We start from the raw sequence: 25925 nt of genomic DNA on the forward strand, positions 1-25925 counted from the left end.
ATGAAAGACGAAAACGGACGTGGCGTGATCCGCCTGCACGACAAGACGACCCACGGCGGCGAAGTGATCACCGCGAGCGAAGACCTGACAGCGCTTGGCGTTCCGGTTGCGCTGAAGGATCACCTTACATGGTGTCCGAAATGCGGTGGGCAGTTCAGGATCATTCCGCAAAACAGTACCCGCGATCACCACGGCACGCCGGTCGCCTTTCACGACGATCTGACGGAGTGTGGTGCGCGGCTGATTTCGTCGCTTGAATAGACGTATCGCGCATGAGCGGTTCGGTAGGTCGGGCGGAGAAAGTAACTTTGCCAGGTACGTCGTCCCGCAACCCCGTCTTGATATCCGATGCGCAACGTCAAGCGCGGCGCGCCGATATTCGCCAGCGGCTCGTTACCGCGCTCATGCGGACCGTAGCCGGTGCGCCTGCTCGTCTGGTCCGCTTTGTCGTTTGGGCCGAGCACGCGTCGCGCCATGAATCCCGAACACCACACGCTAAAGATGTGTATTCTTCTGACGATATCCGAGGTTTCAGCTCCGCGAGTCAGATCCATGCGATTCAGTCCAGGGTTCGCCATGACGGTTGTCGCTGCGACGATGCTGTCAGCTTGTACAACGGCATTTTCGCCGCGGTCGATCAGTACCACCGTCGCGGTGACCTCTCCCCCGCCGGTCGAGAAAGCGCAGCGCGACGGCGGATCGTCAACCGACGTGTCGGTCATCGGTCAGCCTGCCTCCCCATTTCGCACGCTGCTTTCCGTACGCGAGTGCGCTGCCGGCAAATGCGCGGCGGGAATCGCCATGCCGACGCTCGCGGTCACGGTTCAACGCGTGACCGAAGGACAGGCGGCAATACGCTTCTCGGTCAACGGCGATATCGGCAGCAGCCAGACGTTGAAATCGCAAACCGGAAACACCGCGTCGGAAGTGACGATGTCGATCCCGTCGAGCGCGACACCGATCAACGATCGATTTGCCGTTGACCGGGTCGCGACGATCAAGGTTGGCGAGTTTCGGCACGTGGCATTGCCGCACGGCATCCGTGCCTATGTCTGCGTCGCAATACCGAACGCCAATGGCATAACGGACGGAAGCTGCGACTTCAGCCGAGTGCAGACAACCAAGGGGGCCGAGCTCGGCATATCCGCGCTCTGACCCGCCCGTCGCGCCGCCAGTACGGGCGGGTTCCGGCACGTGAGCATGCCGGAGCATCACGGATGCCGGATGTAATCCACCAGCGCCCGCGTATATTCATCCGGCTTTCGATCAAACAGGCTCACGACGATCGCCACTGCAAACCCCGCCGGCACCCCGAACACCCCCGAGCTGATCGGCTCGATCCCGAACCACGTGCGCCCGGCGAACCCGGTCAACTGCGTGAAGAACGGATACGTCGACACGATGTAGTACACGCACACCGTCAACCCCGTCACCATCCCGGCGATGGCCCCGCGCGTCGTCGTGCGCTTCCAGAACACGCCGAGCACCAGCACCGGAAAGAAGCTCGAGGCCGCCAGCGAAAACGCCGCACCAACGAGAAACAGGATCTTCCCCGTATTGAGCGACGCGACATACGACGCGAACAGCGCAACGCCGAGCAGCAATACCTTCGAGATCGTCACGCGCCGCTGGCTCGATGCATCGGGCGCAACCATGCAGTAGTAGACGTCATGCGACAGCGCGTTCGCGATCGTCAGCAGCAGCCCGTCCGCGGTCGACAGCGCCGCGGCCAGCGCACCGGCCGCGATCAGCCCCGACACGACATACGGCAGCCCCGCGATTTCCGGCGCGGCCAGCACGACCATGTCCGGCTGCATCTGGATTTCCGACCAGTGCACGATGCCGTCGCGAATCACCTCGACGACGCTGATCAGGTCCGGTTCGAAGTGATGCCATTGCGTGACCCACGCCGGCAATTCGGCGAACGGCCGCCCGACGAGGTTCGCGAGGATCTCGTACTTGATCAGCACCGCGAGCACCGGCACGCTCAGGTAGAACAGCGCGATGAAGAACAGCGTCCAGCCGACCGAGCGTCGTGCCGACGCGACCGACGTGGTCGTGTTGTAGCGCGTCAGGATGTGCGGCAGGCTCGCGGTGCCGAGCGACAGGCACAGCAGCAACGCGAGGAAATTGCGCTCGCGCGGCTTGCGCTCGTCTTCGCTCGCGGCGGGAAACGGCTCGTGCATCGGCACGGGCGGCTCGGCGCGCGCCAATAGGTCGTCACGCGCCTGCGTCCACGCGACGCGCGCCGCCGCCGGGTCGCGCGGGAAGTCGGCCAGTTCGCGCTCGCGCTGGCTGATCTCGCGCAGCGGCCCGTTGTGGCGCCGCAAGTCGGCAAGCTGGTCGGTGAGATGCCGGCGTGCGTCCGCATACGACGAAGGCAGCCGGTCGAGCCGCGTCTGGATGTCTGCGGCTTGTCGTCGATACGCATCGCGCACCTGCTGTTCGTCATGCGCATCGCGCACCTGCGCCTCGCGCGCCGCGACACGCTCCATCAGCTTGCCGTAATTGAACTGCGGCACCGGGCCGAGTCCGTTCTTCATCGCGATCAGCGACACCGGAATCAGGATCGCGCTGATCAGGATGATGTACTGCGCGACCTGCGTCCACGTGACCGCGCGCATCCCGCCGAGAAACGAGCACACGAGAATGCCCGCGAGCCCGCAGAAGATCCCGATCGCGAAATCGACGCCGATGAAGCGCGTCGCGATCAGGCCGATCCCCTGGATCTGCGCGACCAGATACACGAACGAACACAGGATCGCCGCGCCGGCCGCGAGCGCGCGCACGGCCGTGCTCGAAAAACGCGTGCCGAGAAAATCGGGAATCGTGTAGCGTGCGAGCTTGCGCACATACGGCGCGAGCAGGAACGCGACGAGGCAGAACCCGCCCGTCCAGCCCATCACATACGCGAGCGCGTCGTAGCCGGTCGAGTACAGCGATCCCGCCAGGCCGATGAACGACGCAGCCGACAGCCAGTCAGCCGCCGTCGCCATCCCGTTGAACGCGGACGGCACGCGCCGCCCGGCCACGTAATACTCGACGAGATCGGACGTGCGCGACAGCAGCCCGATCACCGCATACACGGCGATCGGCACGAACAGGAACACGTAGCCGATCCAGACGCCGGAGCCGGTCGCGCGCTCGATCCGCCACATCAGCAGCACGAACCCGAGAAACCCCAGCGTGTAGAGCGCGTACGCGCGTATCAGTCGATGCGTCAGCATGAATCAGCGCCCGCCGTTCACGTTACCGGCCTGCGCCGCATGATCGTCGTACGCGCGACGCAGCGTGCGGTCCGCGCGCTGCATCAGCCCGATGTACACGACGATCAGCACGAGATACACCAGAATCGCACCCTGCGCGCCGACATAGAACGGCAGGCTGAAACCGGCGAAGCGGACGCCCGCGAGCGCGGGCCCGAAGAACGGCACGATGAACGACACCGAAAAGCCGATCACCATCAGCACCGCGATCAGCGCGACGTTGAAGCGCCAGTAGCGCGCGTGGGCACGCGCGAGCGGCTCGGGAACGGGCGGTGGCGCAGCAGGCGCCGAACGGGTCGGAACGGTCATGCCGTTATGTAGCAAAAAGCCCCTGCGCGGGCAATCGGGATTGCCGCGCAGGGGCTCGTGCGCGAGATGCGCAACCGGTACGATCAGCGCACTTCCGTGAGCTGTTCGAGGATGGCCGGATTCTCGAGCGTGGACGTATCCTGCGTGATCGCCTCGCCCTTCGCGAGCGAGCGCAGCAGGCGCCGCATGATCTTGCCGGAACGTGTCTTCGGGAGGTTGTCGCCGAAGCGGATGTCCTTCGGCTTCGCGATCGGCCCGATCTGCTTGCCGACCCAGTCGCGCAGCGTCTTCGCGAGCGCCGCGGCTTCCTCGCCTTCCGGACGCGAACGCTTCAGCACGACAAACGCAACGACCGCCTCGCCCGTCGTATCGTCCGGACGGCCGACCACGGCCGCTTCGGCCACGAGTTCGTGCGAGACCAGCGCCGATTCGATTTCCATCGTGCCGAGCCGGTGGCCCGACACGTTCAGCACGTCGTCGATCCGGCCCATGATCGTGAAGTAGCCGGTGTCCTTGTCACGCACGGTGCCGTCGCCAGCGAGATACAGCGTGCCGCCGAGTTCTTCCGGGTAGTAGCTCTTCTTGAAGCGTTCCGGGTCGCCCCAGATCGTGCGGATCATCGCGGGCCACGGGCGCTTGACGACGAGGATGCCGCCCTGCCCGTTCGGCACGTCCTGGCCCGTCTCGTCGACCACCGCGGCCATGATGCCCGGCAGCGGCAGCGTGCACGAACCGGGCACGGTCGGCGTGGCGCCCGGCAGCGGCGTGATCATGTGGCCGCCCGTCTCGGTCTGCCACCACGTATCGACGATCGGGCAGCGCTCCTGGCCGACGTGCTTGTGATACCACATCCATGCTTCCGGATTGATCGGCTCGCCGACCGTGCCGATAATGCGCAGGCTCGACAGGTCGTAGCTCTTCGGATGCACCTTGTCGTCGGCTTCGGCCGCCTTGATCAGCGAACGGATCGCGGTCGGTGCGGTGTAGAACACGGTGACCTTGTGATCGCCGATCATCTTCCAGAAACGACCGGCGTCCGGGTAGGTCGGCACGCCTTCGAACACGACCTGCGTACCACCGCAGGCGAGCGGGCCGTACGTGATGTACGTGTGGCCCGTGACCCAGCCGATGTCGGCCGTGCACCAGAACACGTCGTCGGGTTTCCAGTCGAAGGTCCACTTCATCGTCTGCGCGGCCCACAGCAGGTAGCCGCCCGTGCTGTGCTGCACGCCCTTCGGCTTGCCGGTCGAGCCCGACGTATACAGGATGAACAGCGGATGCTCGGCGCCGACCCATTCCGGCGCGCACGTGTCGGACTCGCTGTCGGCGATGTCGTGCATCCACAGGTCGCGGTCGGCGTGCCAGTCGATCTTGCCGCCGGTGCGGCGATAGACGATCACGCTCTTCACCGCCTCACAGCCGCCCATCGCGATCGCTTCGTCGGCGATGCTCTTCAGCGGCAGCGTCTTGCCGCCGCGCGCCTGTTCGTCGGCCGTGATCAGCGCCACGGCGCCGACGTCGACGAGCCGCTCGTTCAGCGATTTCGCGGAGAAGCCGCCGAACACGACCGAGTGCGTCGCGCCGATGCGCGCGCAGGCCTGCATCGCGACGATGCCTTCGATCGACATCGGAATATAGATGACGACGCGATCGCCCTTGCCGATCCCGCGTTTCTTCAGCGCATTCGCGAAGCGCGACACGCGCGCCAGCAGATCCGCATAGGTGACGCGCGTGACCGTGCCGTCGTCGGCCTCGAAGATCACCGCGACGCGCTCGCCGTTGCCGGCGTCGACGTGACGGTCGAGGCAGTTGTACGACGCGTTCAGCTCGCCGTCGTCGAACCACTTGTAGAACGGCGCGTTGCTCTCGTCGAGCACCTTCGTAAACGGCTTGTGCCACGCGAGGCCTTCGCGCGCGAGACGCGCCCAGAAGCCTTCGTAATCCTGCTCGGCCTCGGCGGCAAGCGCACGATAGGCCGGCATGCCGGAAATGGTTGCCGCCTTCTCGAGCGCCGCGGGCGGCGCAAACTGACGGGTTTCGTGAAGAACCGATTCAATCGCAGACATCGACTACCCCTTGGTGAACATGAATCCTCTGCATGGCGGCGCGATCGTGCGCGCCGCGCGTCTTGGCCGGCGCATGCGCGCCGCTGTCTCCTACCCACCACCCGCACACGGCCCGGAGGCCACCGCGCGATGCTGCGCCGCACCACATCGCACGATGGCGACCGGGCGACCCGACAGTGTCCACAATAAGCGCTCCAACTTACCCGTCACTTACGCGGCACGGCCGTTTCGCCCAGCGGGCGGCGGCGCTTGCAGCTTTACGCTGTAACGAGCGCGACCCTACAATCCTAACTGAACTCGCCTTCCGGATTCCAGCTTGAATCGCTACGCTTTCTTTCTCGTTCTGTCGATGCTGTTCGTCGGCAGCAATGTCGGTATCGGCAAATCGATCGTCGTCTTCGTTCCCGTCGCCATCCTCGCCACGCTGCGCTTCGTGATCGCGATCGCCGTGCTGTGGCCGCTGTTCAGCCCGGTGAAGATGCGCACCGTCAAACGCGGCGAATGGCTGAACCTGTTCCTGCAGGCATTCTTCGGCACCTTCATGTTCACGCTGCTGATGCTCAACGGCGTGCAGCGCACGAGCGCGGTCGCGGCCGGCGTGATCACCAGCACGATCCCGGCGATCGTCGCGCTGTTCGCGTGGCTGATCCTGCGTGAAAAACCGAACGGCCGTGCGCTCGTGTCGATCGCCCTCGCGATCGCCGGCGTCGTGACGATCAACCTCGCCAACGGCGGCGCGGCCGGGCATGGCGAGTCGTCGCTCACCGGCAACCTGCTGATCCTCGGCGCGGTGTGCTGCGAATCGATCTACGTGATCCTGTCGCGCCGCCTCACGCAGACGCTCGCGCCGATCGACATCTGCGCATACACCCACCTGTTCGGCCTGTGCCTGATGCTGCCGCTCGGCGCGACGGCCATGTGGCATTTCGATTACGCGAGCGTGCCGGCAGGCACCTGGGCGCTCGTCGTCTGGTATGGCCTGTCGGCCAGCATCTTCTCGTTCTGGTTGTGGATGAAAGGCATCCGGCACGTGCCGGGCAGCCTCGCCGGCGTGTTCAGCGCGGTGCTGCCGGTCGCCGCGGCCGCGTATGGCATCGCGTTCCTCGGCGAGCGCCCGACGCTCGCGCACGGGGTCGCGCTCGCCTGCGTCGTCACCGGTATCGTGCTCGCGAGCCTGCGCGTGAAACGCGTGCCCGCTGCCGCCTCCTGATCCGTCCCCGGCAGTGCCGGCGCGTCACTGCAGTCGCGCCGGCCGACGCGTTACAATAGCGCGCCTTTTCAAAGTTACCCCCGATACCTGCGCACCGCGCCCGTACCCCCAACATGTCCGCCCCGCATTCGCCCGGCCGTCCCGCCCGTCGCCCGCTTCGCCCGCTCCCCGCGCTGATTTTCATGAGCCGCTGGCTCCAGGTTCCGCTTTACCTCGGCCTGATCGTTGCGCAGGCCGTCTACGTGTTCCTGTTCCTGAAGGAAGTCTGGCACCTGCTGTCGCATGCGACGAGCCTCGACGAAATCAGCGTGATGCTCGCGGTACTCGGCCTGATCGACGTGGTGATGATCTCGAACCTGCTGATCATGGTGATCGTCGGCGGTTACGAAACGTTCGTGTCGCGCCTCGGCATCGAGGGCCACCCCGACGAGCCCGAATGGCTCGACCACGTGAACGCGGGCGTGCTGAAGGTCAAGCTGTCGATGGCGCTGATCAGCATTTCGTCGATCCACCTGCTGAAGACGTTCATCAACCCCGACCAGCACACGATGCACGCGATCATGTGGCAGGTGATCATCCACGTGTCGTTCCTGGTGTCGGCGCTCGTGATGGCGTGGGTCGACCGCCTGACGACGCACACGCACCCGGCCCATTTCCACGAGCCGCGCGCCCACGACGGGCACGCGCCTGCAGCGAACGAGCCCCGCAAGCCGGCCGAAGCAGCCGTCAACGCATAAACGCATTCCCCACTGTCCCCACAGAGTCTCAGCCATGACCGTCATCAAACAGGAAGACCTGATCCAGAGCATCGCGGATTCGCTGCAGTACATCAGCTACTACCACCCGCTCGACTACATCCAGGCCCTCGGCCGCGCGTACGAGCTGGAAGAAAGCCCGGCCGCGAAGGACGCGATCGCGCAGATCCTCACGAACAGCCGCATGTGCGCGGAAGGCAAGCGCCCGATCTGCCAGGACACCGGCATCGTCACGATCTTCGTGAAGGTCGGCATGGACGTGCGCTGGGACGGCGCGACGATGGGCCTCACCGACATGATCAACGAAGGCGTGCGCCGCGGTTACACGCACCCGGACAACGTGCTGCGCGCGTCGATCGTCAACCCGCCCGAAGGCGCCCGCAAGAACACCAAGGACAACACGCCGGCCGTGATCCATTACGAGATCGTGCCGGGCGACAAGGTCGACGTGCAGGTCGCCGCGAAGGGCGGCGGCTCGGAGAACAAGTCGAAGTTCGTGATGCTGAACCCGTCCGACTCGATCGTCGACTGGGTACTGAAGACGGTCCCGACGATGGGCGCGGGCTGGTGCCCGCCCGGCATGCTCGGGATCGGCATCGGCGGCACCGCCGAGAAGGCGATGCTGATGGCGAAGGAATCGCTGATGGAGCCGATCGACATCCAGGAAATCATCGCGCGCGGCCCGAAGGACTGGGTCGAGGAACTGCGTGTCGAGCTGCACGAGAAGGTCAACGCGCTCGGCATCGGCGCGCAGGGCCTCGGCGGCCTGGCAACGGTCCTCGACGTGAAGATCATGGCGGCACCGACGCACGCTGCCTCGAAGCCCGTCGCGCTGATCCCGAACTGCGCGGCCACGCGCCACGCGCACTTCGTGCTCGACGGTTCGGGCCCGGCCAAGCTCGAAGCGCCGTCGCTCGACGCCTGGCCGAAGGTCCAGTGGGAACCGAACACGGAAACGAGCAAGCGCGTCGACCTGAACACGCTGACGCCGGAAGAAGTCGCCAGCTGGGCGCCGGGCCAGACGTTGCTGCTGTCGGGCAAGATGCTCACCGGCCGCGACGCCGCGCACAAGCGCATCGCCGACATGCTCGCGAAGGGCGAGAAGCTGCCGGTCGACTTCACGAACCGCGTGATCTACTACGTCGGCCCGGTCGATCCGGTGCGTGACGAAGTGGTCGGCCCGGCCGGCCCCACGACGGCCACGCGCATGGACAAGTTCACCGAGACGATGCTCGCGCAAACCGGCCTGATCTCGATGGTCGGCAAGGCCGAGCGCGGCCCGGTCGCGATCGACGCGATCAAGAAGCACAAGGCGGCCTACCTGATGGCGGTCGGCGGTGCGGCCTACCTCGTGTCGAAGGCGATCCGCGGCGCGAAGGTGCTTGCATTCGAAGACCTCGGCATGGAAGCGATCTACGAGTTCGACGTGCAGGACATGCCGGTGACGGTTGCCGTCGATTCGTCGGGTACGTCGGTGCACCAGACCGGTCCGAAGGAGTGGCAGGCGAAGATCGGCAAGATCCCGGTCGCAACCGCTTAAGCGCGATCGGATGAAAGGCCGGACGGAAGTCCGGCCTTTTTGCTTCTCGTTCTCATTATTGTGTGCGGCCGGTTATTCGGGGCTGATTCTCATTACATGCAAAAGGCAGGCCCGGCAAGGCTTTGAGGCTTGGCTTTTCTCGTTCGAGCGATTATCTTTCGGTTTCTGAAGCCCCACTGAACAAGGAACAAGCCATGCAAGGCGACAAGAAAGTCATCGAATACCTGAACGCCCAGTTGAAGAATGAACTCACGGCGATCAACCAGTACTTCCTGCATGCGCGCATGTACAAGCACTGGGGCCTCGACAAGCTCGGCAAGCACGAGTACGACGAGTCGATCGGCGAGATGAAGCACGCCGACTGGCTGATCGAGCGCGTGTTCATGCTCGACGGCCTGCCGAACCTGCAGGATCTGCACAAGCTGCTCGTCGGCGAGGAAACCGAAGAGATCCTGAAGTGCGACCTGAAGCTCGAGCAGATCTCGCAGTCCACCTGCAAGGAAGCGATCGCCTACTGCGAATCGGTTCGCGACTACGTGTCGCGCGAGATCTTCGAGAAGATCCTCGACGACACCGAAGAGCACATCGACTGGCTGGAAACGCAGATCGACCTGATCGGCAAGGTCGGCCTGCAGAACTACCAGCAAACGATGATGGGTTCGCCGGAGTAAATTCGCTCCGCCCTTCCCGCCATCGCCACCAGCCCGTTCATGTCGACACCTTCCGTTATCACCGCGACGGCCACGACCGTCGCCCCCATCGGCATCTTCGATTCAGGGCTGGGTGGCCTGTCGGTGCTGCGCGCCGTGCGCGCGCAGCTGCCCGACGAATCGTTCATCTACGTCGCCGATTCGCATCATGCGCCGTATGGTCCGCGCGATGAGGCGTTCATTACGGAACGCACGCTGGCCATCGGCGAGTGGCTGGCCCGCGAAGGGGCGAAAGCGCTCGTCATCGCCTGCAACACCGCGACCGCGCGCGCGATCGCCACGATCCGCGAACACCTGCCGATGCCGCTCGTCGGCGTCGAGCCGGGCATCAAGCCGGCCGCCGCGCTGTCCGCGACCGGCGTCGCGGGTGTCCTCGCCACGCAATCGACGCTGAACAGCCCGCGCTTCCAGGCGCTGCTCGACCGCTACGGCGCCGGCCGCCGCTTCATCTGCCAGCCCGGCCACGGGCTCGTCGAGGCCATCGAGCGCGGCGACACGAACTCGCCCGCATTGCGCGCGTTGCTCGACAGCTACCTGCAGCCGATGCTCGACGACGGCGCCGATACGCTGGTGCTCGGCTGCACGCATTACCCGTTCTTCACGGACACGATTCGTGACCTTGTTGGCGACCGCCTGACGATCGTCGACACGAGCGACGCGATCGCCCGCCAGCTCGCGCGGGTGCTCGACGAACGCAGCCTGCGCGCGCCGGCCGGCACGCATGCCGCGCCGCCCCGCTTCTGCTCGACGAGCGACGGCGTGCAACTGCGCGCCCTCGCATCGACGCTGCTCGGACTCGACGCGCCGGTCGAGTCCGTCACCATTTCCTCGCCGAACGCGCACGCCTGCGCGACCGCCTGACGCAGGCCTGCAGGCCCGCTCCCGCCGCGGCTCCGCCGCCCCAGCCATTTCAAGGGTCTGATGACCTTAAAAAAAGCCCGCCCCAGGCTTGTCAACGTCTGCAAAATTAATGATAATAATTCGCATTAACGTTAGCTATCGCAACTCATCATGATCGTCTGCGTGTGCAAGTCTGTTTCCGATCGCAAGATTCGCGCGTCCCTCGCCGAGGGCGTCACCTCTTTCGATGAACTCCAGTTCGAACTCGGCGTGGCCACGTGCTGCGGCAAGTGCGAGGAGTCCGTACGCGACCTCATGGCCGAGCAAGGCGTCTGCGCAAGCCGGTGCGGTGTCGAGCATCACGCTCACCCGATCCCGGTCACGTTCTACGAACGCAAGGCAGCCTGACCGGCGCCGAGTGTGCGCATGCGGCCCAGGCCGCATTTTTTGTTTTGACCGTCAGCAAGCCATCGTCCGCGCGAGCCAGCGGCTTACCTGCCAAGGAGCCTGTCATGGAATTGCTGATCGGATTTGTGACCACCGTTTGCATCTCGCTGCTGATCTTCCGCAAGTGATGCCGATTCACCCGCCGCGCCCCGGGTGCGACATCGTTCTTTCAAGCTAACATGCAGGCTTCGCATCTCGCTCCTGCCGGCGCCATGCCGGCTGCACCACGTATGAACCCCCGAGTGATCGTCGTCGCGGTCGGTGTGCTTGCCGCACACGCGATCATGCTGACGGCCGCCTGGCTCCATCGCAACGCGCCGCCGCCGAAATCGGTCGAGGTCCAGACGATCACCGCGCAGCTCATCACGCCTGCACCGATCGCGCAGCAGGTTGCGGCCGAATCGATCCCGCAGCCCGCGCCGCCGAAGCCCGTGCCGCGCGTGAAGCCGAAGGTCGAGCCGAAGCCGGTGCAGAAAGCGGCGAAGCCGACGCCCCAGCCGGTTGCGCAATCGCCGGCCCCGTCGCCGACACCCGCGCCAGCCGCCGATCCGACGCCCGCGCCTGCCGCGCCCGCCCCCGCAGCACCGGCCGCCACGCCCAGCCCGGCACGCGAGACGATGCAGGTCAGCGCGCCGAAGAACGTGCCGACGCTCCAATGCAATTTCGTGAAGCCCGACTACCCGTCGATGTCGCGCCGTCGCGGCGAATCGGGCACGGCCTATGTTCACTTCGTCGTCGGCGTGACCGGCAAGATCGAAAGCATCGATCTGCAGAAGAGCAGCGGCTACCCGCGCCTCGACGATGCCGCACTCGACGCGATGCGCTCGACCAGCTGCCGTCCGTACCTCGAGAACGGCCAGGCGATCCGCGCCGCCCGCACTCAGCCCTACAGCTTCGGGCTCACCGACTAACCTGCCTCATCCGGAAGATTCAAAGGAAACAAGAAAATGCAAAGCTACGGTATCGCGCACGTCTGGGCGCAAGGTGATTTCGTCACGCGCGCCATCGCGATCACGCTGCTCGTGATGTCGGTCCTGTCGTGGATGGTGATCGTCATCAAGGGCTGGAACGTGATCCGCCTGAACCGCCTCACGAAGAATGCCGAACAGGCATTCTGGCATTCGGACGATTTCGACGACGGCATCAAGAAGCTCGGCCTTGCCGCATCGACGCCGAACGACAACCCGTTCCTCGCGCTCGCGCTGTCGGGCAAGGAAGCCGCCGACCACCACCATCAGACGCAACCGCACCTGCACGACCGCATGGACGTATCGGATTGGGTCACGCGCTGCCTGAAGGACACGATGGACGAAGGCATCTCGCGCATGCAGAGCGGCCTCGCGATCCTCGCATCGATCGGCAGCACGGCGCCGTTCGTCGGCCTGTTCGGCACGGTCTGGGGTATCTACCACGCACTGCTCGCCATCGGCGCAACCGGCCAGACGTCGATCGACCAGGTTGCAGGCCCGGTCGGCGAATCGCTGATCATGACGGCCTTCGGTCTGTTCGTCGCGATTCCGGCCGTGCTCGGCTACAACGCACTGACGCGTGCGAACAAGGGTATCGTCAGCAAGCTGCGCCGCTTCGCGCACGGCCTGCACGCGTACTTCGTGACGGGCGCGAGCCTCGCATCGTCGTCGACGCGCGACGGCCTGCGTCTCGCCGCGCGCGCCAGCTGAGACGGGGTGAACCATGGCCATGAATACCGGTTTCAGCGACGATGACGACGATGCAGTCATGAGCGAGATCAACATGACGCCGCTCGTCGACGTCATGCTCGTACTCCTGATCATTTTCCTCGTGACGATCCCGGCGATGCAGCATGCGGTGAAGATCGACCTGCCGCACGCCAGCAGCCAGCCCGTCGACGAAAAACCGCAGACGGTCGACGTCGCGATCCAGGGCGACGGCACGATCCTGTGGGACGACCATACGGTCACGCGCGAACAGTTGCAGGCTCGCATCGCGGAAGCCGCGAAACGCACGCCGCAGCCCGAGTTGCACCTGCGTGCGGATCGCAAGGTTGCATACGAGCACGTCGCGGAAGTGATGTCGGATGCGCAGGCAGGCGGCCTGACGAAGCTCGGCTTCGTGACGGAGCCGGGCGCGAAAGCGAAGTAACGCGCGCACGTCTTGCGGTATCGCATCACCGGCACCTAGCCGGCCGCGCACAAAGTAAAAGGCCTTCATCGCCAGATGAAGGCCTTTTTTCATGCGCACGCGGGCGCCTTCGGGCGGCGGGCTCTTTGGCGGTATCGGTTGCGCCTCGAGCAACGCAAATGCGACTCTGCCGTGGTCTGCACGGACTGCGCGTTCTGCCCTATCTGGCTCACAATATATGCGGCCACCTGATTTCGCTCAGAACTTCCTTCACGAAATGGGATTTCAATATAGGCCCGCGCGCGCGCGCATTCAAGGTTCCGGCGATTGAAACTTGCGATTGCAGGCGACGCTTCAATGACAAAACAAATTTGCGTCGTCGCGCGCACCGTGTTCAGGTCGCCGAAACATCGGCCGCGGCTTCCTTCTTCGCGCGCTCGGGACAACCGGGCTCCTTGTACGCGCCGTGATCGAGCTTCTCGACCAGGTAGTCGACGAACGCACGCACCGCGGGCGGCATCCCCTGCCGCGACACGAACACCGCATACAACTGCGGCACCGGCAGCGTCCAGCCCGGCATCACGGGCGACAGTTGCCCCGCACGCAGCGCGTTGCCGTACATCATCTCCGGCAGCGCCGCGATGCCGAGGCCGTCAAGCACGGCCTCGCGGATCGTCATCAGGTCGGCCGTCACGAGCCGCGGGTCGTGCTCGTGCACATGGCGCGTCCCGTCCGGCGCAATCAGGTTGAATACATGCCGCCCGTCGACGCTCGGCGTATCGAGCGTCTCGAAGCCGGTCAGGTCGTCCGGCACCAGCGGCGGCGCATTCTGGTTCAGCAGGCTCGGCGCACCGACCAGCATCTGCTCGGTACGCCATAGCGGCCGTACGACGATGTTGGCGTTCTGTGGCGGCTCAGAGCGCACGCGCAGCGCGACGTCGATCGAATCCTCGAACAGGTCGATCACGCGATTCGTCACGCGGACGTGCACCTTCACCTCGGGATAACGACGCAGGAATTCGGGCAGGATGCGCGACAGCATCGTCTGCGACAGCGTGACGGGCACGCTGACCCGCACCGAGCCGCGCGGCGACGCACGCAACTGCTGCACCGCGTTCATCGCGGCCTGCGCTTCGGCCAGCATCGCCTGGCAATGCTGGTAGAACAGTTCTCCCGCCTCGGTCAGCGCGAGCTTGCGCGTCGAGCGCTGCAGCAGGCGCACGCCAAGCGCCGCCTCGAGCTCGGTCAGGCGCCGCGACAGGCGCGATTTCGAGATGCCCAGCACGCGCTCCGCGGCCGAGAAACCGCCATGTTCGACGACCTGCGAAAAGTACATCAGGTCGTTCAGGTTATGTGCATCGATATTCATCTCATCGTTCCAATTTCAGAACAATCCATTGCGAACCGCCGCAAATCGAACCGTAAAACGCCCAATATAATAGCGCTATGTTTCAAAAATAACGCTATTCCGACGATTTCGAGGGCTTCCCCATGACGACCGCTCGCTCGCTTGACCGTATCTACCCCGCCCTTCGCACGACCGAAGGCGGCGGCTTTGTGGTTCACCGTCCGTTCCCGACCCGGCTGCTGATGGACTTCGATCCGTTCCTGCTGCTCGACGAAATGGGCCCCGTCGACTACGCACCCGGCGAAGCCGTGGGCGCGCCCGACCACCCGCATCGCGGCTTCGAGACCGTGACGTATGCGCTTGACGGCCGCTTCCGCCATCGCGATTCGTCCGGCCATGCAGGCACGCTCGGCCCGGGCGACGTGCAGTGGATGACGGCCGGCGCCGGCGTCGTGCACAGCGAGATGCCCGATCCCGCGTTTGCACAGACGGGCGGCCGCTCGCACGGCTTTCAGCTGTGGGTCAACCTGCCGCGCCGCGACAAGATGATCGCCCCGCGCTACCAGGAGATTCCGGCCGACCGCATCCCGACCGCGACGTCGCCGGACGGCCGCGCACGCGTGCGCGTGATCGCCGGCGAAGCGTTCGGCGTCCAGGCCGCGATCGAGACGCGCACACCGATCCTCTACCAGCATTTCACGCTGGAGCCCGGCGCAACGGTCACGCAGCCCGTGCCGGCCGGTTATCGCGTGTTTGCCTATCCGATCGACGGAACGGGCCTCTACGGGCCCGACAGGCAGGCTGTCGACGCCCGACACATGATCGTCTACGGCGACGACGGCGACACGGTCACGTTCGCCGCCGGCGACTCGCCGCTCGACCTGCTGCTGATCGGCGGCGTGCCGCTCAACGAGCCGATCGTCCGCTACGGCCCGTTCGTGATGAATACCGAGGAAGAGATCCGGCAGGCCGTCGTCGACTACCAGACGGGCCGCATGGGCCGCATCGAAGCATGAAGCCCGATCGGGGGCGGCAGGTGCCGCGAAACGCGTGGTTTTGCGTCACAATAACTTCTTGAACCATGTGGCCACCCGCCACCAGAAGGAACCCGTCCCCTTGAACTTCGAACATCTGATCCAGATCAACGCCGACGATCCGTCAGTACCGACCCTCACCCGCGACCAGCTCTGGGAGGGGCTCGTACTGCGCGCCGAACAGCCGCAACTGTTCGTGCTCGGCCTCGACAGCTGCGTCGTCCTCGAACGGACGGACACGACGCTCGAGCGTGAACTGCACTACGGCCATGCGACCGTGCGCGATCACGTCACGTTCACGCCTAACCAGCAGGTTCGCTACGACATCCGCGCGGCCGATGGCGAGATCGGCGGTTCGCTGACGATGACGATCGAGGAACGCGACGACCACGAACTGTTCCTGCGTTTCGAGTACCGCACCACGCTGACCGTTACCGACGACAGCGAAGATGCGCGGCAGACGCACGGGATCGTCAAGGAGGCCTACCGCACGTCGGACATCGACACGGTCCGCCTGATCCGCGAATACGCACAGGGCCGCAAGGACCCCGATCCGCTGCACTGACCCCGACGGCGGCCTGCAGGCCGCCATTTGATTCAAGCTATCAGGTTTGATGTTTCGATCGATAAAGAGTTTTTGTAAATGGGAATAGTTATCATTTAGAATTCATTCCATCGTATCGACAGTCACCGATCAAACCGAATGACCGACACCATGCGCCCGACCACGCTGACCCTGCACCGCACGACTGGCACCGCAGCCAGCAGCCGTCAGAAGACGGCAGCGGTCACCACGCCGGCGAAGCCCGCCGGCAACCGCGATGCAGGCACGCGGGTCGTCAACAGCGACGCGCTGTTGCAAGGCCAAAGCCACATCAGCATCGCGCATAACGGAGAGACGTATCAGTTGCGCGCCACGCGGCTCGGCAAACTGATCCTGACGAAGTAAGACAGAGTATTGTGGGGACCACCTCCCTGAGAGGTGTTGGGCAGTAGCCAGCGTAACGGCTTGCACGCGAGATCTAGACCCCTTCGTGCAAACACACTCAAGCAGCCGTTGCAGCAAGCCAAGCCACTTTTTTTGGTTCTCGCACAAGGTAGAAAAAAAGCGGCACGTCGAAGGACGTGCCGCTTTTTTGTTTGCGTGGTCAATGCGGAAGGCATGCCGCTCACATACGTTGATGTGCTGTTGCATGCGGCCTAAGCCGCATGCAAAGACGCTTCAGAAACCCCAGAACATCAGCCACCACGCGCTGTCGACGACGGCCAACCCGGCGGCAAACAATGCGAATGCCGCGAGCCGGCGCGGCCACGCCGCATAGCGCCCCGTCACCTTCCACGCGAGCCACGCACTCCATGCATTGGCGCCGACCAGGATCGCGATGCGCACATCGGTCGCCCAGCCGAGCGGCACATGCTCCGCGCGCAGCAGCGACAGCGTCGTGGCCGACAGGCCGAGGAACACGCCGGCGCCCGCGATCGGGATCAGCGCCTGCGCAAGATGATGCAGCCGCACGCGATCGAAGCGGCCGAGCATCAGCGTAGCGCCGGCCAGCAGTACCAGCAGCGCCGTGCCGTACACGAGCCCCGTACCGACGATGTAGCTGACGATCAGCCCGCCGTCGAGCCACGAAAACACGTCGTTGCGATCCGGATAGTGCGTGAGCAGGAACCACGGCGCATTCGTTTCGAGCGGCCACGTGATGTCGCGGTCGATCAGCCAGCCCGCGAGCCATTGCTTGATCTGCACGAACCACGGGCTGACGGTCCAGTGGAACGCACCGATCGCGACGCCAAGCAGGCCGTACAGGATCAGCGCGGTGTCCCACGGGTTCGCCTTTTGCGCACCGAGGTTCACGACTTCGTCGGACGGCGAGCGCAACGACAGCGAGATCGCATCGCGGTGCCCGCTGCAGCGGCCGCACATATGGCAGTCCGCCGCGCCCTTCATGCTGCGCAACGGCACGAGCGGCGCGCAGTTGATCGGAATCACGCGATGGCCGTGCTCGCCGTTCTTGTACGAACGGCGCCACGCATCCTCGTCGACCTTGTAGCGCATCGGCGCGAGCCGCGCGAGCAGCCCGAACACGCCGTTGACCGGGCACAGGTACTTGCACCACACGCGCTTCTCGCGGCCGTACAGCACACCGATCACGATCGCGCCGACGGTCGAGCCGCCGAGCACGAACAGCACCGCGAGCGGGTACTGGTACACGCTCACCATCTGCCCGTAGATCGTCGTGATCCCGAAGGCGACGAACGGCCAGCCGCCCCACCGGATCCAGCGCGGAATCGGACCACCGCGACCGAACTTGCTCGCGTATTCGGTGAGTGCGCCTTCCGGGCACAGCACGCCGCACCACACGCGGCCGAGCATCACCATCGACAGCAGCACGAACGGCCACCAGATGCCCCAGAACGCGAACTGAGCGATCAGCGTGAGGTTGCTCCACAGATGCGCGGAATCGTCCGGCAGCGGCAACACCGCCGGGACGATGATCAGGAATGCGTAGACCGCGACGACGATCCACTGGATACCGCGGATCAGCGCGCCGTGGCGCTGCATCCACTGGCCGGCCTGTGCGAGCCAGCCCGGCTTGGCTGCGGCGACCACGCTCATGCCGCGCGGCCTGCAGCGACGGCCGGACGACGGCTCGCGCGCTTCATCAGCAGCCACACGACGGCCCAGTACACCGCATAGGCGACCAGGTTGGTCAGTGCCGGGTGCGCACGATAGCCGGTCAGCGTTGCAATGAGCGAGCCGAACGTGCCCGAATCATCAAGGATCGCGGACGTATCCCACACCTGCGAGATGCCGAGCGGCAGGATTTCCTTGTCGATCAGCTTGTCGACACCGGTCTGGAACAAGCCCGCGCCGAGGAACAGCAGCATCACTTCGGTGACACGGAAGAAGTGCCGCCACGAGAAGTACTTGCCGCCGAGCTGCAGCAGATAGAACGTGAAGAACGCCAGGCCGAGACCGATCAGGACCGCGAGCATCTGGCTGCCATCGACGTGACCCGACTGACCGAAACCGAGGCCGTACAGGAAGATCACCGTCTCGCTGCCTTCGCGCGCGATTGCAAGCGCAACCAGCACGGCGACGCCCCACCAGTTCGAATCGCGCGTACTCTGCTGCAGCGATTGCTCCATGTCGCGCTTCAGCGTGCGGCCGTGCCGGCGCATCCACAGCACCATCTGCACGATCAGCACGCATGCGATCAGCACCATCGCGGTCTGGAAGTAGTCCTGCGCGTCGCCGGACAGCACTTCGGTGAAACCGACCAGCGCGGCGCCGAGGCCCACGGCCATCAGCAAGCCGACACCGACGCCGGCCCACAGGAAAGGCAGGCCGCGGCGCGCGTCGTCGTCGCCGTTTTTCAGCCATGCATAGAGAATGCCGACGACGAGCAGCGCTTCGACGCTCTCCCGCCAGACGATGAACAAGATCTGACCCATCGATACCTCCTGACGCGCGGGGCAAGGGATTTGTGCGCCCGCACGCAGATAAAACGCGTTACTTCGCGACGATCACGCCCTGTGCCTGCTGGTGGAAATCGTCGAAAAACTTGTATTCGCCCGGCGACAGCGGAGCGACGACCACGAACGAATCGGCGCCCGGTGCGAGCACCTTCTCCTTGCGCAGCTGCACACTCTCGAATTCGGCGGCGCCCTTGCCGGTGTTCTTGATCTCGATCTTGAAACGCTGGCCGGCCGGCACTTCGATGCGGGCGGGATTCAGCTTGCCGTCCGTCATCTCGAGCTTGAACGTCGGCAGGTCGGCGGCGTGTGCCGCGCCGGCAAGCCACAACGCAGCGGCTGCGGCAACGATTTTCTGGGGAATTTTCATTCTGGGTTCTCTACGCCGACGGCGCGCCGAAGCGCGCCGTTCGTGATGCCACCGATCAGTAACCGCCCTTCTTGCCGATGCCGGCGAACGGGAAGTCGTACTCGAGCGTAACGGGCTTGAACCACGCGCCCACGCCCGTTTCCTTGTCGATGTGGCGACCGAATGCCATGTGGCCCGACTGCATCGGCGGCTTGACGACCATCGTCAGGTGATACTTGCCCGGGCCGTTCAGCTTCACGTTGTCGCCATAGTGCGGGCCGTCGCTCGCGACCATGCCCATCAGGTCGCCTTCAGCCTTCCACTTCGTGTCGCCCTGCTTCGTCAGCTTGTACGTGACCTGCAGGTACGGCATCCAGTCGCCTTCCGCGAAACCCGTCGGGTTGTTCTTGACCGCATGAATGTCGGCCTCGAGGTGGATGTCGGAATCCGACGCCTTGCGCATCATCCCTTCCGGATCCATCGTGATCGGCTGCAGGTATACCGCGCCGATTTCCATGCCGCCCTGGATCTGCTGCTTGCCGATCGGATATTCGGCAGCCGAGGCCGACATCGCGGCAAGCGCCGCCGCTACCGCAACCGTCGTGCGGATAAACGAAGAACCCAACATGGACACTCCTTGTTATTTGTCTGACTATCTTGACGACACGCGAGCCGCCGCCGGGGCCGCCCGCTGGAAACACTAACGCGACGAAGAACGTTAATGCGAACAATTCTCAATAATTGCGAAGTTTAGCACCGAACCCATTTCGGAACAAACGAAGAGCCGTGTAAAACCCTGATCCGACAAGGCTTACAGGCTCGTTACCAACCCGTTTCGGTGACGCCAGGAAAGATTTACCGGCCGCCGCTGATGTGATCGCCGACGTTCGCGCCGAACACGCGCTCGCGCAGCACGGCGAGCTGGTCGCGCGTCGCGGCGGCCTTCTCGAACTCGAGGTTCTTCGCGTAGTCGGCCATCTGCTTCTCGAGACGCTTGATTTCCTTCGCGAGCTGCTTTTCCGACATGTCCTCGAATTTCGCGCGCTGCTGCGCTTCCTTCAGCTCCGCGCGCGCCTCGTCCGCGTTGTAGACGCCGTCGATGATGTCCTTGATGCGCTTCACGACGCCGCGCGGCGTGATGCCCATCTTTTCGTTGTAGGCCACCTGCTTCGCGCGGCGGCGCTCGGTTTCGCCGATCGCGCGCTTCATCGAATCGGTCATGTTGTCGGCGTAGAGGATCGCCTTGCCGTTCACGTTCCGCGCGGCACGGCCGATCGTCTGGATCAGCGAGCGCTCGGCGCGCAGGAAGCCCTCCTTGTCCGCGTCGAGGATCGCGACCAGCGACACTTCCGGAATGTCGAGGCCTTCACGCAGCAGGTTGATCCCGACCAGCACGTCGAACGTGCCGAGCCGCAGGTCGCGGATGATCTCGACGCGCTCGACCGTGTCGATGTCGCTGTGCAGGTAGCGCACCTTGACGCCGTGGTCGGCCAGGAACTCGGTGAGCTGCTCGGCCATGCGCTTGGTCAGCACGGTGATCAGTACGCGCTCGCCGGCCTTCACGCGCTCGTTGATCTCGGTCAGCACGTCGTCGACCTGCGAGCTCGCCGGCCGCACCTCGATTTCCGGATCGACGAGGCCCGTCGGCCGCACGACCTGCTCGGCGATCTGCCCCGTCACGCGCTTCTCGTAATCGGCCGGCGTGGCCGACACGAACACGACCTGGCGCATCTTGCGCTCGAACTCGGGGAACTTCAGCGGCCGGTTGTCGAGCGCCGACGGCAGGCGGAACCCGTAATTGACGAGGTTTTCCTTGCGCGCGCGGTCGCCGTTGTACATACCGTTAAGCTGGCCGATCAGCACGTGCGATTCGTCGAGCAGCATCAGCGCATCGGGCGGCAGGTAGTCGACGAGCGTCGGCGGCGGATCGCCGGGCTCCGCCCCCGAGAAATGCCGCGAGTAGTTCTCGATGCCCTTGCAGAAGCCGAGCTCCTGCAGCATCTCGAGATCGAAACGCGTGCGCTGTTCGAGGCGCTGCGCCTCGACGAGCTTGCCGTCGCGATGGAAAAACTCGAGCCGTTCGCGCAATTCGTCCTTGATCGTCTCGACCGCCCGCATCACGGTGTCGCGCGGCGTCACGTAGTGCGACGACGGATACACGGTGAAGCGCGGAATCTTCTGCCGCACGCGCCCCGTCAGCGGGTCGAACAGCTGCAGCGTCTCGACCTCGTCGTCGAACAGTTCGACGCGCACGGCCATTTCCGCGTGTTCGGCCGGGAAGATGTCGATCGTGTCGCCGCGCACGCGGAACGTACCGCGCTGGAAATCCTGCTCGTTGCGCGTGTACTGCATCGCGATCAGCCGTGCGATCACGTCGCGCTGGCCGAGCTTGTCGCCGGTGCGCAGCGTCAGGATCATCCGGTGGTATTCGGACGGGTTGCCGATACCGTAGATCGCCGACACCGTCGCGACGATCACCACGTCGCGGCGCTCCATCAGGCTCTTCGTCGCCGACAGCCGCATCTGCTCGATGTGCTCGTTGATCGACGAATCCTTTTCGATGAACAGGTCGCGCTGCGGCACATAGGCCTCAGGCTGGTAGTAGTCGTAGTACGAGACGAAGTACTCGACCGCGTTGCGCGGGAAGAACTCGCGGAATTCCGCATAGAGCTGCGCCGCGAGCGTCTTGTTCGGCGCGAACACGATGGCCGGGCGGCCGAGCCGCGCGATCGTGTTGGCCATCGTGAAGGTCTTGCCCGACCCCGTCACGCCGAGCAGCGTCTGGAAGGCAAGGCCATCGCCGACGCCTTCGACGAGCGTCTCGATCGCGGTCGGCTGGTCGCCCGCGGGCAGATACGGCTGATACAGCTGGAACGGCGACCCTTCGAAGGTGACGAATTTGGATTCGTCGAGCGCGTCGCCGACTTCGGCGTGATGTTCGGACATGGAATGCGGCCGGAGCAAGGGCAAAGAAAGCATTCTAGCGCTTCGCGGCGTCTCGAACTGCTGTCGGCTCCTGACGCACCGCGGCCTGCCGAATTCGCGATTCGCCGCCGAATCGCCCGCCCCCGCCAGCGTGAATTCGCTACAATATCAGGCTGCTGCGCTTTCCGGCGTCGCGCCGTTGGCGCGCGGTCCGCTGCGCCCGCCCCGCCGGCTGAAAGCCTGACCCTCTTTTCACTACTGCCGAATCATCATGTCGCTCTTCTCCGCTGTCCAGCTTGCTCCCCGCGACCCGATCCTGGGCCTGAACGAAGCCTTCAACGCCGATGCGCGTCCGACCAAGGTCAACCTCGGCGTCGGCGTGTACACGAACGAAGAAGGCAAGATTCCGCTGCTGCGCGCGGTGCGCGAAGCCGAGAAGGTGCGTGTCGAGGCAGGCCTGCCGCGCGGCTACCTGCCGATCGACGGGATCGCCGCCTACGATGCGGCCGTGCAGAAGCTGCTGCTCGGCAACGATTCGCCGCTGATCGCGGCGGGCCGCGTGGTCACGGCCCAGGCACTGGGCGGCACGGGCGCGCTGAAGATCGGCGCCGATTTCCTGCGCACCGTGAACCCGAACGTGAAGGTCGCGATCAGCGATCCGAGCTGGGAAAACCACCGCGCGCTGTTCGAAGCTGCCGGTTTCGAAGTGGTCGCGTACCCGTACTACGACGCGGCTACCAACGGCGTGAACTTCGAAGGCATGCTGTCGGCGCTGAACAGCTACGAAGCCGGCACGGTCGTCGTGCTGCACGCGTGCTGCCACAACCCGACCGGCGTGGATCTCACCGAAGCGCAATGGCAACAGGTCGTCGACGTCGTGAAGGCGCGCAACCTCGTGCCGTTCCTCGACATGGCGTATCAGGGCTTCGGCGAGAACATCGAGGCTGATGCCGCTGCCGTGCGTCTGTTTGCCGCGGCCGACCTGAACGCATTCGTGTCGTCGTCGTTCTCGAAGTCGTTCTCGCTGTACGGCGAGCGCGTCGGCGCGCTGTCGATCATCACGTCGAGCAAGGAAGAAGCGACGCGCGTGCTGTCGCAGCTGAAGCGCGTGATCCGCACGAACTACTCGAACCCGCCGACCCATGGCGGCGCCGTCGTCGCAGCCGTGCTCGCATCGCCGGAACTGCACGCTTCGTGGGTGCAGGAACTCGGCGAGATGCGCGATCGCATCCGCGCGATGCGCAATGGTCTCGTCGAGCGCCTGAAGGCAAGCGGCGTTGATCGCGACTTCAGCTTCATCAACGCGCAGCGCGGGATGTTCTCGTATTCGGGCCTGACCTCGGCACAGGTCGATCGCCTGCGCGACGAGTTCGGCATCTATGCGGTCGGCACGGGCCGGATCTGCGTCGCTGCGCTGAACATGCGCAACCTCGACGCCGTCGCCAATGCAGTCGCAGCCGTCCTGAAGTAATAAGGCGTCGGGTGGCGGCCGTCACCGGCCGCGCCCTGCCGACATGAAAAACGCGCTCCACGGAGCGCGTTTTTTTATTGCCGTTCGCCGGCGGGCAGCTACACCGCCCGCGCCAGCGTTACTGCATGAACCAGCCGTGGCTGACGACGACCGACTGGCCCGTGAGCGCGGCGCTCGGGAACGCCGACAGGAACAGAACCGTCTGCGCGACGTCCTGCACCGTCGTGAACACGCCATCGACGGTGTTGCCGAGCATCACCTTCTTGATCACCTCCTCCTCGCTGATGCCGAGCTCCTTCGCCTGCTCCGGAATCTGCTTGTCGACCAGCGGCGTGCGCACGAAGCCCGGACACACGACGTGCGAACGCACGTTGTGCTTCGCGCCTTCCTTCGCCAGCACGCGTGCGAGGCCCAGCAGGCCGTGCTTGGCCGTGACGTACGCCGATTTCAGCGGCGACGCTTCGTGCGAGTGCACCGAACCCATGTAGATCACGACGCCGCCGCGATCGTCCTTGTACATGTGCTTGAGCGCGGCCTTCGTCGTCAGGAAAGCGCCATCGACGTGGATCGCCTGCATCTTCTTCCAGTCGGAGAACGAATAGTTCTCGATCGGGTTGACGATCTGGATGCCCGCGTTCGACACAAGGATGTCGACGGAGCCGAATGCTTCGGCCACCTTGTCGATGCCGCTGTTCACGGCGTCCTCGTTCGTCACGTCCATCGCGACGCTGATCGCCTTGCCGCCCGCCTTGTTGATCTCGTCGGCGACCGCGTTCGCGCCGTCCTGGTTCAGGTCGGCGATCGCGACGGCCGCGCCTGCCTTGGCGAGCTCGAGTGCGATTTCCTTGCCGATGCCGCTCGCGGCGCCCGTGACGACTGCGGTCTTGCCGTTCAGATCTGCTGCCATGTCCGTCTCCTCCCGTTATCGGATCGAAAAAGTACGTGCCCGCCACCTCGGCGTTCGTCGCATGATCGACGCGGCGGGCCAGCCGTCATTGTGCACGATCGGCCCCGCCGTTCGCGCGCAAAACGTCTAAGCTTAAGGTCGGTTCTGTCACGCAGGGGATTCGCATGCACTATCGACGGCTAGGCCGCTCCGGCCTGCAGATCAGCGCGCTTTCGCTCGGCTCGTGGGTCACCTACGGCAACCAGGTCGACCAGCGGGTCGCGCGCGAATGCCTCGCCGCGGCGCGCGACGCGGGCGTCAATTTCTTCGACAACGCCGAGGTCTACGCCGGCGGCAAATCCGAGGAAATCATGGGCCACGCGCTCAAGTCGCTCGACTGGCCGCGCGTCAGCTACATCGTGTCGACGAAGTTCTTTTGGGGGCTCGCGGAAGCGCCGAACCAGTATCACACGCTGAACCGGAAATACCTGTTGAACGCCATCGACAGCTCGCTACGCCGGCTCCAGCTCGACTATGTCGACCTCGTCTATTGCCATCGCCCCGATCCGAACACGCCGATCGAGGAAACCGTCTGGGCGATGAGCGACATGATCGCGCGCGGCAAGGCGCTGTACTGGGGCACGTCGGAATGGAGCGCCGACGAGATCCGTGCCGCGTGCGAGATCGCCGAGCGGCACCACCTGCGCAAGCCCGTCGTCGAACAACCGCAGTACAACCTGTTCCACCGCACGCGGGTCGAGCAGGAATATGCGCGGCTCTACGATGACTACGGTCTCGGCCTCACCACCTGGAGCCCGCTGGCGTCGGGCCTGCTCACCGGCAAATACCGCAACGGCGTGCCGCCCGGCAGCCGCGCGCAGTTGCAGGGTTACGACTGGATGCGCGACCGCCTGACCGATCAGGCGGCCAACGACATCGTCGAGCGGCTCGGCGGGATCGCAGCCGAACTCGGCTGCAGCACGGGCCAGCTTGCGATCGCGTGGGTACTCGCGAATCCGCACGTGAGTTCGGTCATCACGGGCGCGTCGCGGATCGAGCAGATCGGCGACAACATGCGCGCACTCGACGTTGCGGAGAAGCTGACACCGGACGTGAAGCAACGCATCGAGGAGGTGGTCGGCGACGCATACGAATAAGGCGATGCGCGGCCACTCGCGTACAATACGCG

The 25925-nt window shown here is 64.8% G+C and carries 26 protein-coding genes; 16 read left to right on the forward strand and 10 right to left on the reverse strand.

Annotated elements, in window-relative coordinates; translation table 11 throughout:
- The gene (locus tag KEC55_RS11610; protein WP_282505596.1) at positions 1–261 is read left to right on the forward strand and encodes a PAAR domain-containing protein; all 261 of its coding nucleotides are present in this window, start codon (positions 1–3) and stop codon (positions 259–261) included.
- A 315-nt stretch (positions 262–576) separates the two neighbouring features.
- Positions 577–1155: a hypothetical protein gene (locus KEC55_RS11615; RefSeq protein ID WP_282505597.1), complete on the forward strand. Its 579-nt coding sequence runs from the start codon at positions 577–579 to the stop codon at positions 1153–1155.
- 56 nt (positions 1156–1211) lie between these two features.
- Here the strand turns inward: KEC55_RS11615 and KEC55_RS11620 are convergent, their stop codons facing one another.
- From KEC55_RS11620 to acs, 3 genes are all read right to left on the reverse strand, one after another.
- Positions 1212–3227, reverse strand: coding sequence for a sodium:solute symporter family protein (locus KEC55_RS11620; protein WP_282505598.1), 2016 nt, complete (start codon positions 3225–3227; stop codon positions 1212–1214).
- Between the two features lie 3 nt (positions 3228–3230).
- Positions 3231–3575 (reverse strand): DUF4212 domain-containing protein, encoded by a 345-nt coding sequence (locus KEC55_RS11625; RefSeq protein ID WP_282505599.1) that lies wholly within the window; start codon positions 3573–3575, stop codon positions 3231–3233.
- Between the two features lie 83 nt (positions 3576–3658).
- A complete protein-coding gene (acs, locus tag KEC55_RS11630) occupies positions 3659–5641 on the reverse strand; it encodes an acetate--CoA ligase (protein ID WP_282505600.1) in 1983 nt (660 codons plus the stop codon).
- A 316-nt stretch (positions 5642–5957) separates the two neighbouring features.
- Between acs and KEC55_RS11635 the strand changes: the two genes are divergently transcribed.
- From KEC55_RS11635 to KEC55_RS11675, 9 genes are all read left to right on the forward strand, one after another.
- Positions 5958–6851, forward strand: a complete 894-nt coding sequence (locus KEC55_RS11635) for a DMT family transporter (RefSeq protein WP_282505601.1) — start codon at positions 5958–5960, stop codon at positions 6849–6851.
- Positions 6852–6964: 113 nt separating this feature from the next.
- The gene (locus KEC55_RS11640; protein ID WP_166960507.1) at positions 6965–7588 is read left to right on the forward strand and encodes a TIGR00645 family protein; all 624 of its coding nucleotides are present in this window, start codon (positions 6965–6967) and stop codon (positions 7586–7588) included.
- 34 nt (positions 7589–7622) lie between these two features.
- Positions 7623–9146, forward strand: a complete 1524-nt coding sequence (locus KEC55_RS11645) for a fumarate hydratase (protein WP_006762441.1) — start codon at positions 7623–7625, stop codon at positions 9144–9146.
- Between the two features lie 194 nt (positions 9147–9340).
- Positions 9341–9817: a bacterioferritin gene (gene bfr, locus KEC55_RS11650; protein ID WP_006482753.1), complete on the forward strand. Its 477-nt coding sequence runs from the start codon at positions 9341–9343 to the stop codon at positions 9815–9817.
- A 39-nt stretch (positions 9818–9856) separates the two neighbouring features.
- Positions 9857–10717 (forward strand): glutamate racemase, encoded by an 861-nt coding sequence (gene murI / locus KEC55_RS11655; RefSeq protein ID WP_282505602.1) that lies wholly within the window; start codon positions 9857–9859, stop codon positions 10715–10717.
- A 150-nt stretch (positions 10718–10867) separates the two neighbouring features.
- Positions 10868–11104 carry a (2Fe-2S)-binding protein gene (locus KEC55_RS11660; RefSeq protein WP_226273853.1) on the forward strand — a complete coding sequence of 79 codons (237 nt, stop codon included), beginning with the start codon at positions 10868–10870 and terminating at the stop codon, positions 11102–11104.
- Between the two features lie 218 nt (positions 11105–11322).
- A complete protein-coding gene (locus KEC55_RS11665) occupies positions 11323–12054 on the forward strand; it encodes an energy transducer TonB (protein ID WP_282505603.1) in 732 nt (243 codons plus the stop codon).
- A gap of 36 nt (positions 12055–12090) precedes the next feature.
- On the forward strand, positions 12091–12822 hold the full coding sequence (locus KEC55_RS11670) for a MotA/TolQ/ExbB proton channel family protein (protein ID WP_176051570.1): 732 nt from the start codon (positions 12091–12093) through the stop codon (positions 12820–12822).
- Between the two features lie 13 nt (positions 12823–12835).
- Positions 12836–13264, forward strand: coding sequence for an ExbD/TolR family protein (locus tag KEC55_RS11675; protein ID WP_006478310.1), 429 nt, complete (start codon positions 12836–12838; stop codon positions 13262–13264).
- A gap of 373 nt (positions 13265–13637) precedes the next feature.
- Here the strand turns inward: KEC55_RS11675 and KEC55_RS11680 are convergent, their stop codons facing one another.
- A complete protein-coding gene (locus tag KEC55_RS11680; protein ID WP_282505604.1) occupies positions 13638–14612 on the reverse strand; it encodes a LysR family transcriptional regulator in 975 nt (324 codons plus the stop codon).
- Between the two features lie 122 nt (positions 14613–14734).
- Between KEC55_RS11680 and KEC55_RS11685 the strand changes: the two genes are divergently transcribed.
- The 3 genes from KEC55_RS11685 (at position 14735) to hemP (ending at position 16574) form a co-directional block, all read left to right on the forward strand.
- Positions 14735–15607, forward strand: coding sequence for a pirin family protein (locus tag KEC55_RS11685; RefSeq protein ID WP_282505605.1), 873 nt, complete (start codon positions 14735–14737; stop codon positions 15605–15607).
- A 100-nt stretch (positions 15608–15707) separates the two neighbouring features.
- Positions 15708–16190 (forward strand): SRPBCC family protein, encoded by a 483-nt coding sequence (locus KEC55_RS11690; protein ID WP_282505606.1) that lies wholly within the window; start codon positions 15708–15710, stop codon positions 16188–16190.
- A 138-nt stretch (positions 16191–16328) separates the two neighbouring features.
- Positions 16329–16574: a hemin uptake protein HemP gene (gene hemP, locus KEC55_RS11695; RefSeq protein WP_282505607.1), complete on the forward strand. Its 246-nt coding sequence runs from the start codon at positions 16329–16331 to the stop codon at positions 16572–16574.
- A gap of 273 nt (positions 16575–16847) precedes the next feature.
- On the opposite strand, the gene KEC55_RS11700 is transcribed toward hemP, so the two are convergent.
- From KEC55_RS11700 to uvrB, 5 genes are all read right to left on the reverse strand, one after another.
- Positions 16848–18245, reverse strand: a complete 1398-nt coding sequence (locus tag KEC55_RS11700; protein ID WP_282505608.1) for a 4Fe-4S binding protein — start codon at positions 18243–18245, stop codon at positions 16848–16850.
- Entirely contained in the window at positions 18242–19084 is an 843-nt protein-coding gene (locus tag KEC55_RS11705; RefSeq protein ID WP_282505609.1) for an FTR1 family iron permease, read from the reverse strand. Before KEC55_RS11705 ends, KEC55_RS11700 begins: the two co-directional genes overlap by 4 nt.
- A 58-nt stretch (positions 19085–19142) precedes the next feature.
- A complete protein-coding gene (locus KEC55_RS11710; protein ID WP_034190351.1) occupies positions 19143–19475 on the reverse strand; it encodes a cupredoxin domain-containing protein in 333 nt (110 codons plus the stop codon).
- Between the two features lie 55 nt (positions 19476–19530).
- On the reverse strand, positions 19531–20082 hold the full coding sequence (locus tag KEC55_RS11715; RefSeq protein WP_059233631.1) for an iron transporter: 552 nt from the start codon (positions 20080–20082) through the stop codon (positions 19531–19533).
- Positions 20083–20309: 227 nt separating this feature from the next.
- Positions 20310–22400: an excinuclease ABC subunit UvrB gene (gene uvrB / locus KEC55_RS11720; protein WP_282505610.1), complete on the reverse strand. Its 2091-nt coding sequence runs from the start codon at positions 22398–22400 to the stop codon at positions 20310–20312.
- Positions 22401–22650: 250 nt separating this feature from the next.
- Between uvrB and KEC55_RS11725 the strand changes: the two genes are divergently transcribed.
- Positions 22651–23850, forward strand: a complete 1200-nt coding sequence (locus KEC55_RS11725; RefSeq protein ID WP_176051563.1) for an amino acid aminotransferase — start codon at positions 22651–22653, stop codon at positions 23848–23850.
- A 118-nt stretch (positions 23851–23968) separates the two neighbouring features.
- Here the strand turns inward: KEC55_RS11725 and KEC55_RS11730 are convergent, their stop codons facing one another.
- A complete protein-coding gene (locus KEC55_RS11730; protein ID WP_282505611.1) occupies positions 23969–24757 on the reverse strand; it encodes a 3-hydroxybutyrate dehydrogenase in 789 nt (262 codons plus the stop codon).
- Positions 24758–24921: 164 nt separating this feature from the next.
- Between KEC55_RS11730 and KEC55_RS11735 the strand changes: the two genes are divergently transcribed.
- Positions 24922–25893, forward strand: a complete 972-nt coding sequence (locus KEC55_RS11735) for a potassium channel beta subunit family protein (protein WP_282505612.1) — start codon at positions 24922–24924, stop codon at positions 25891–25893.
- Positions 25894–25925: the final 32 nt, after the last annotated feature.

The sequence above is a fragment of the Burkholderia cepacia genome (genome assembly GCF_029962485.1).
Lineage (GTDB): Bacteria > Pseudomonadota > Gammaproteobacteria > Burkholderiales > Burkholderiaceae > Burkholderia.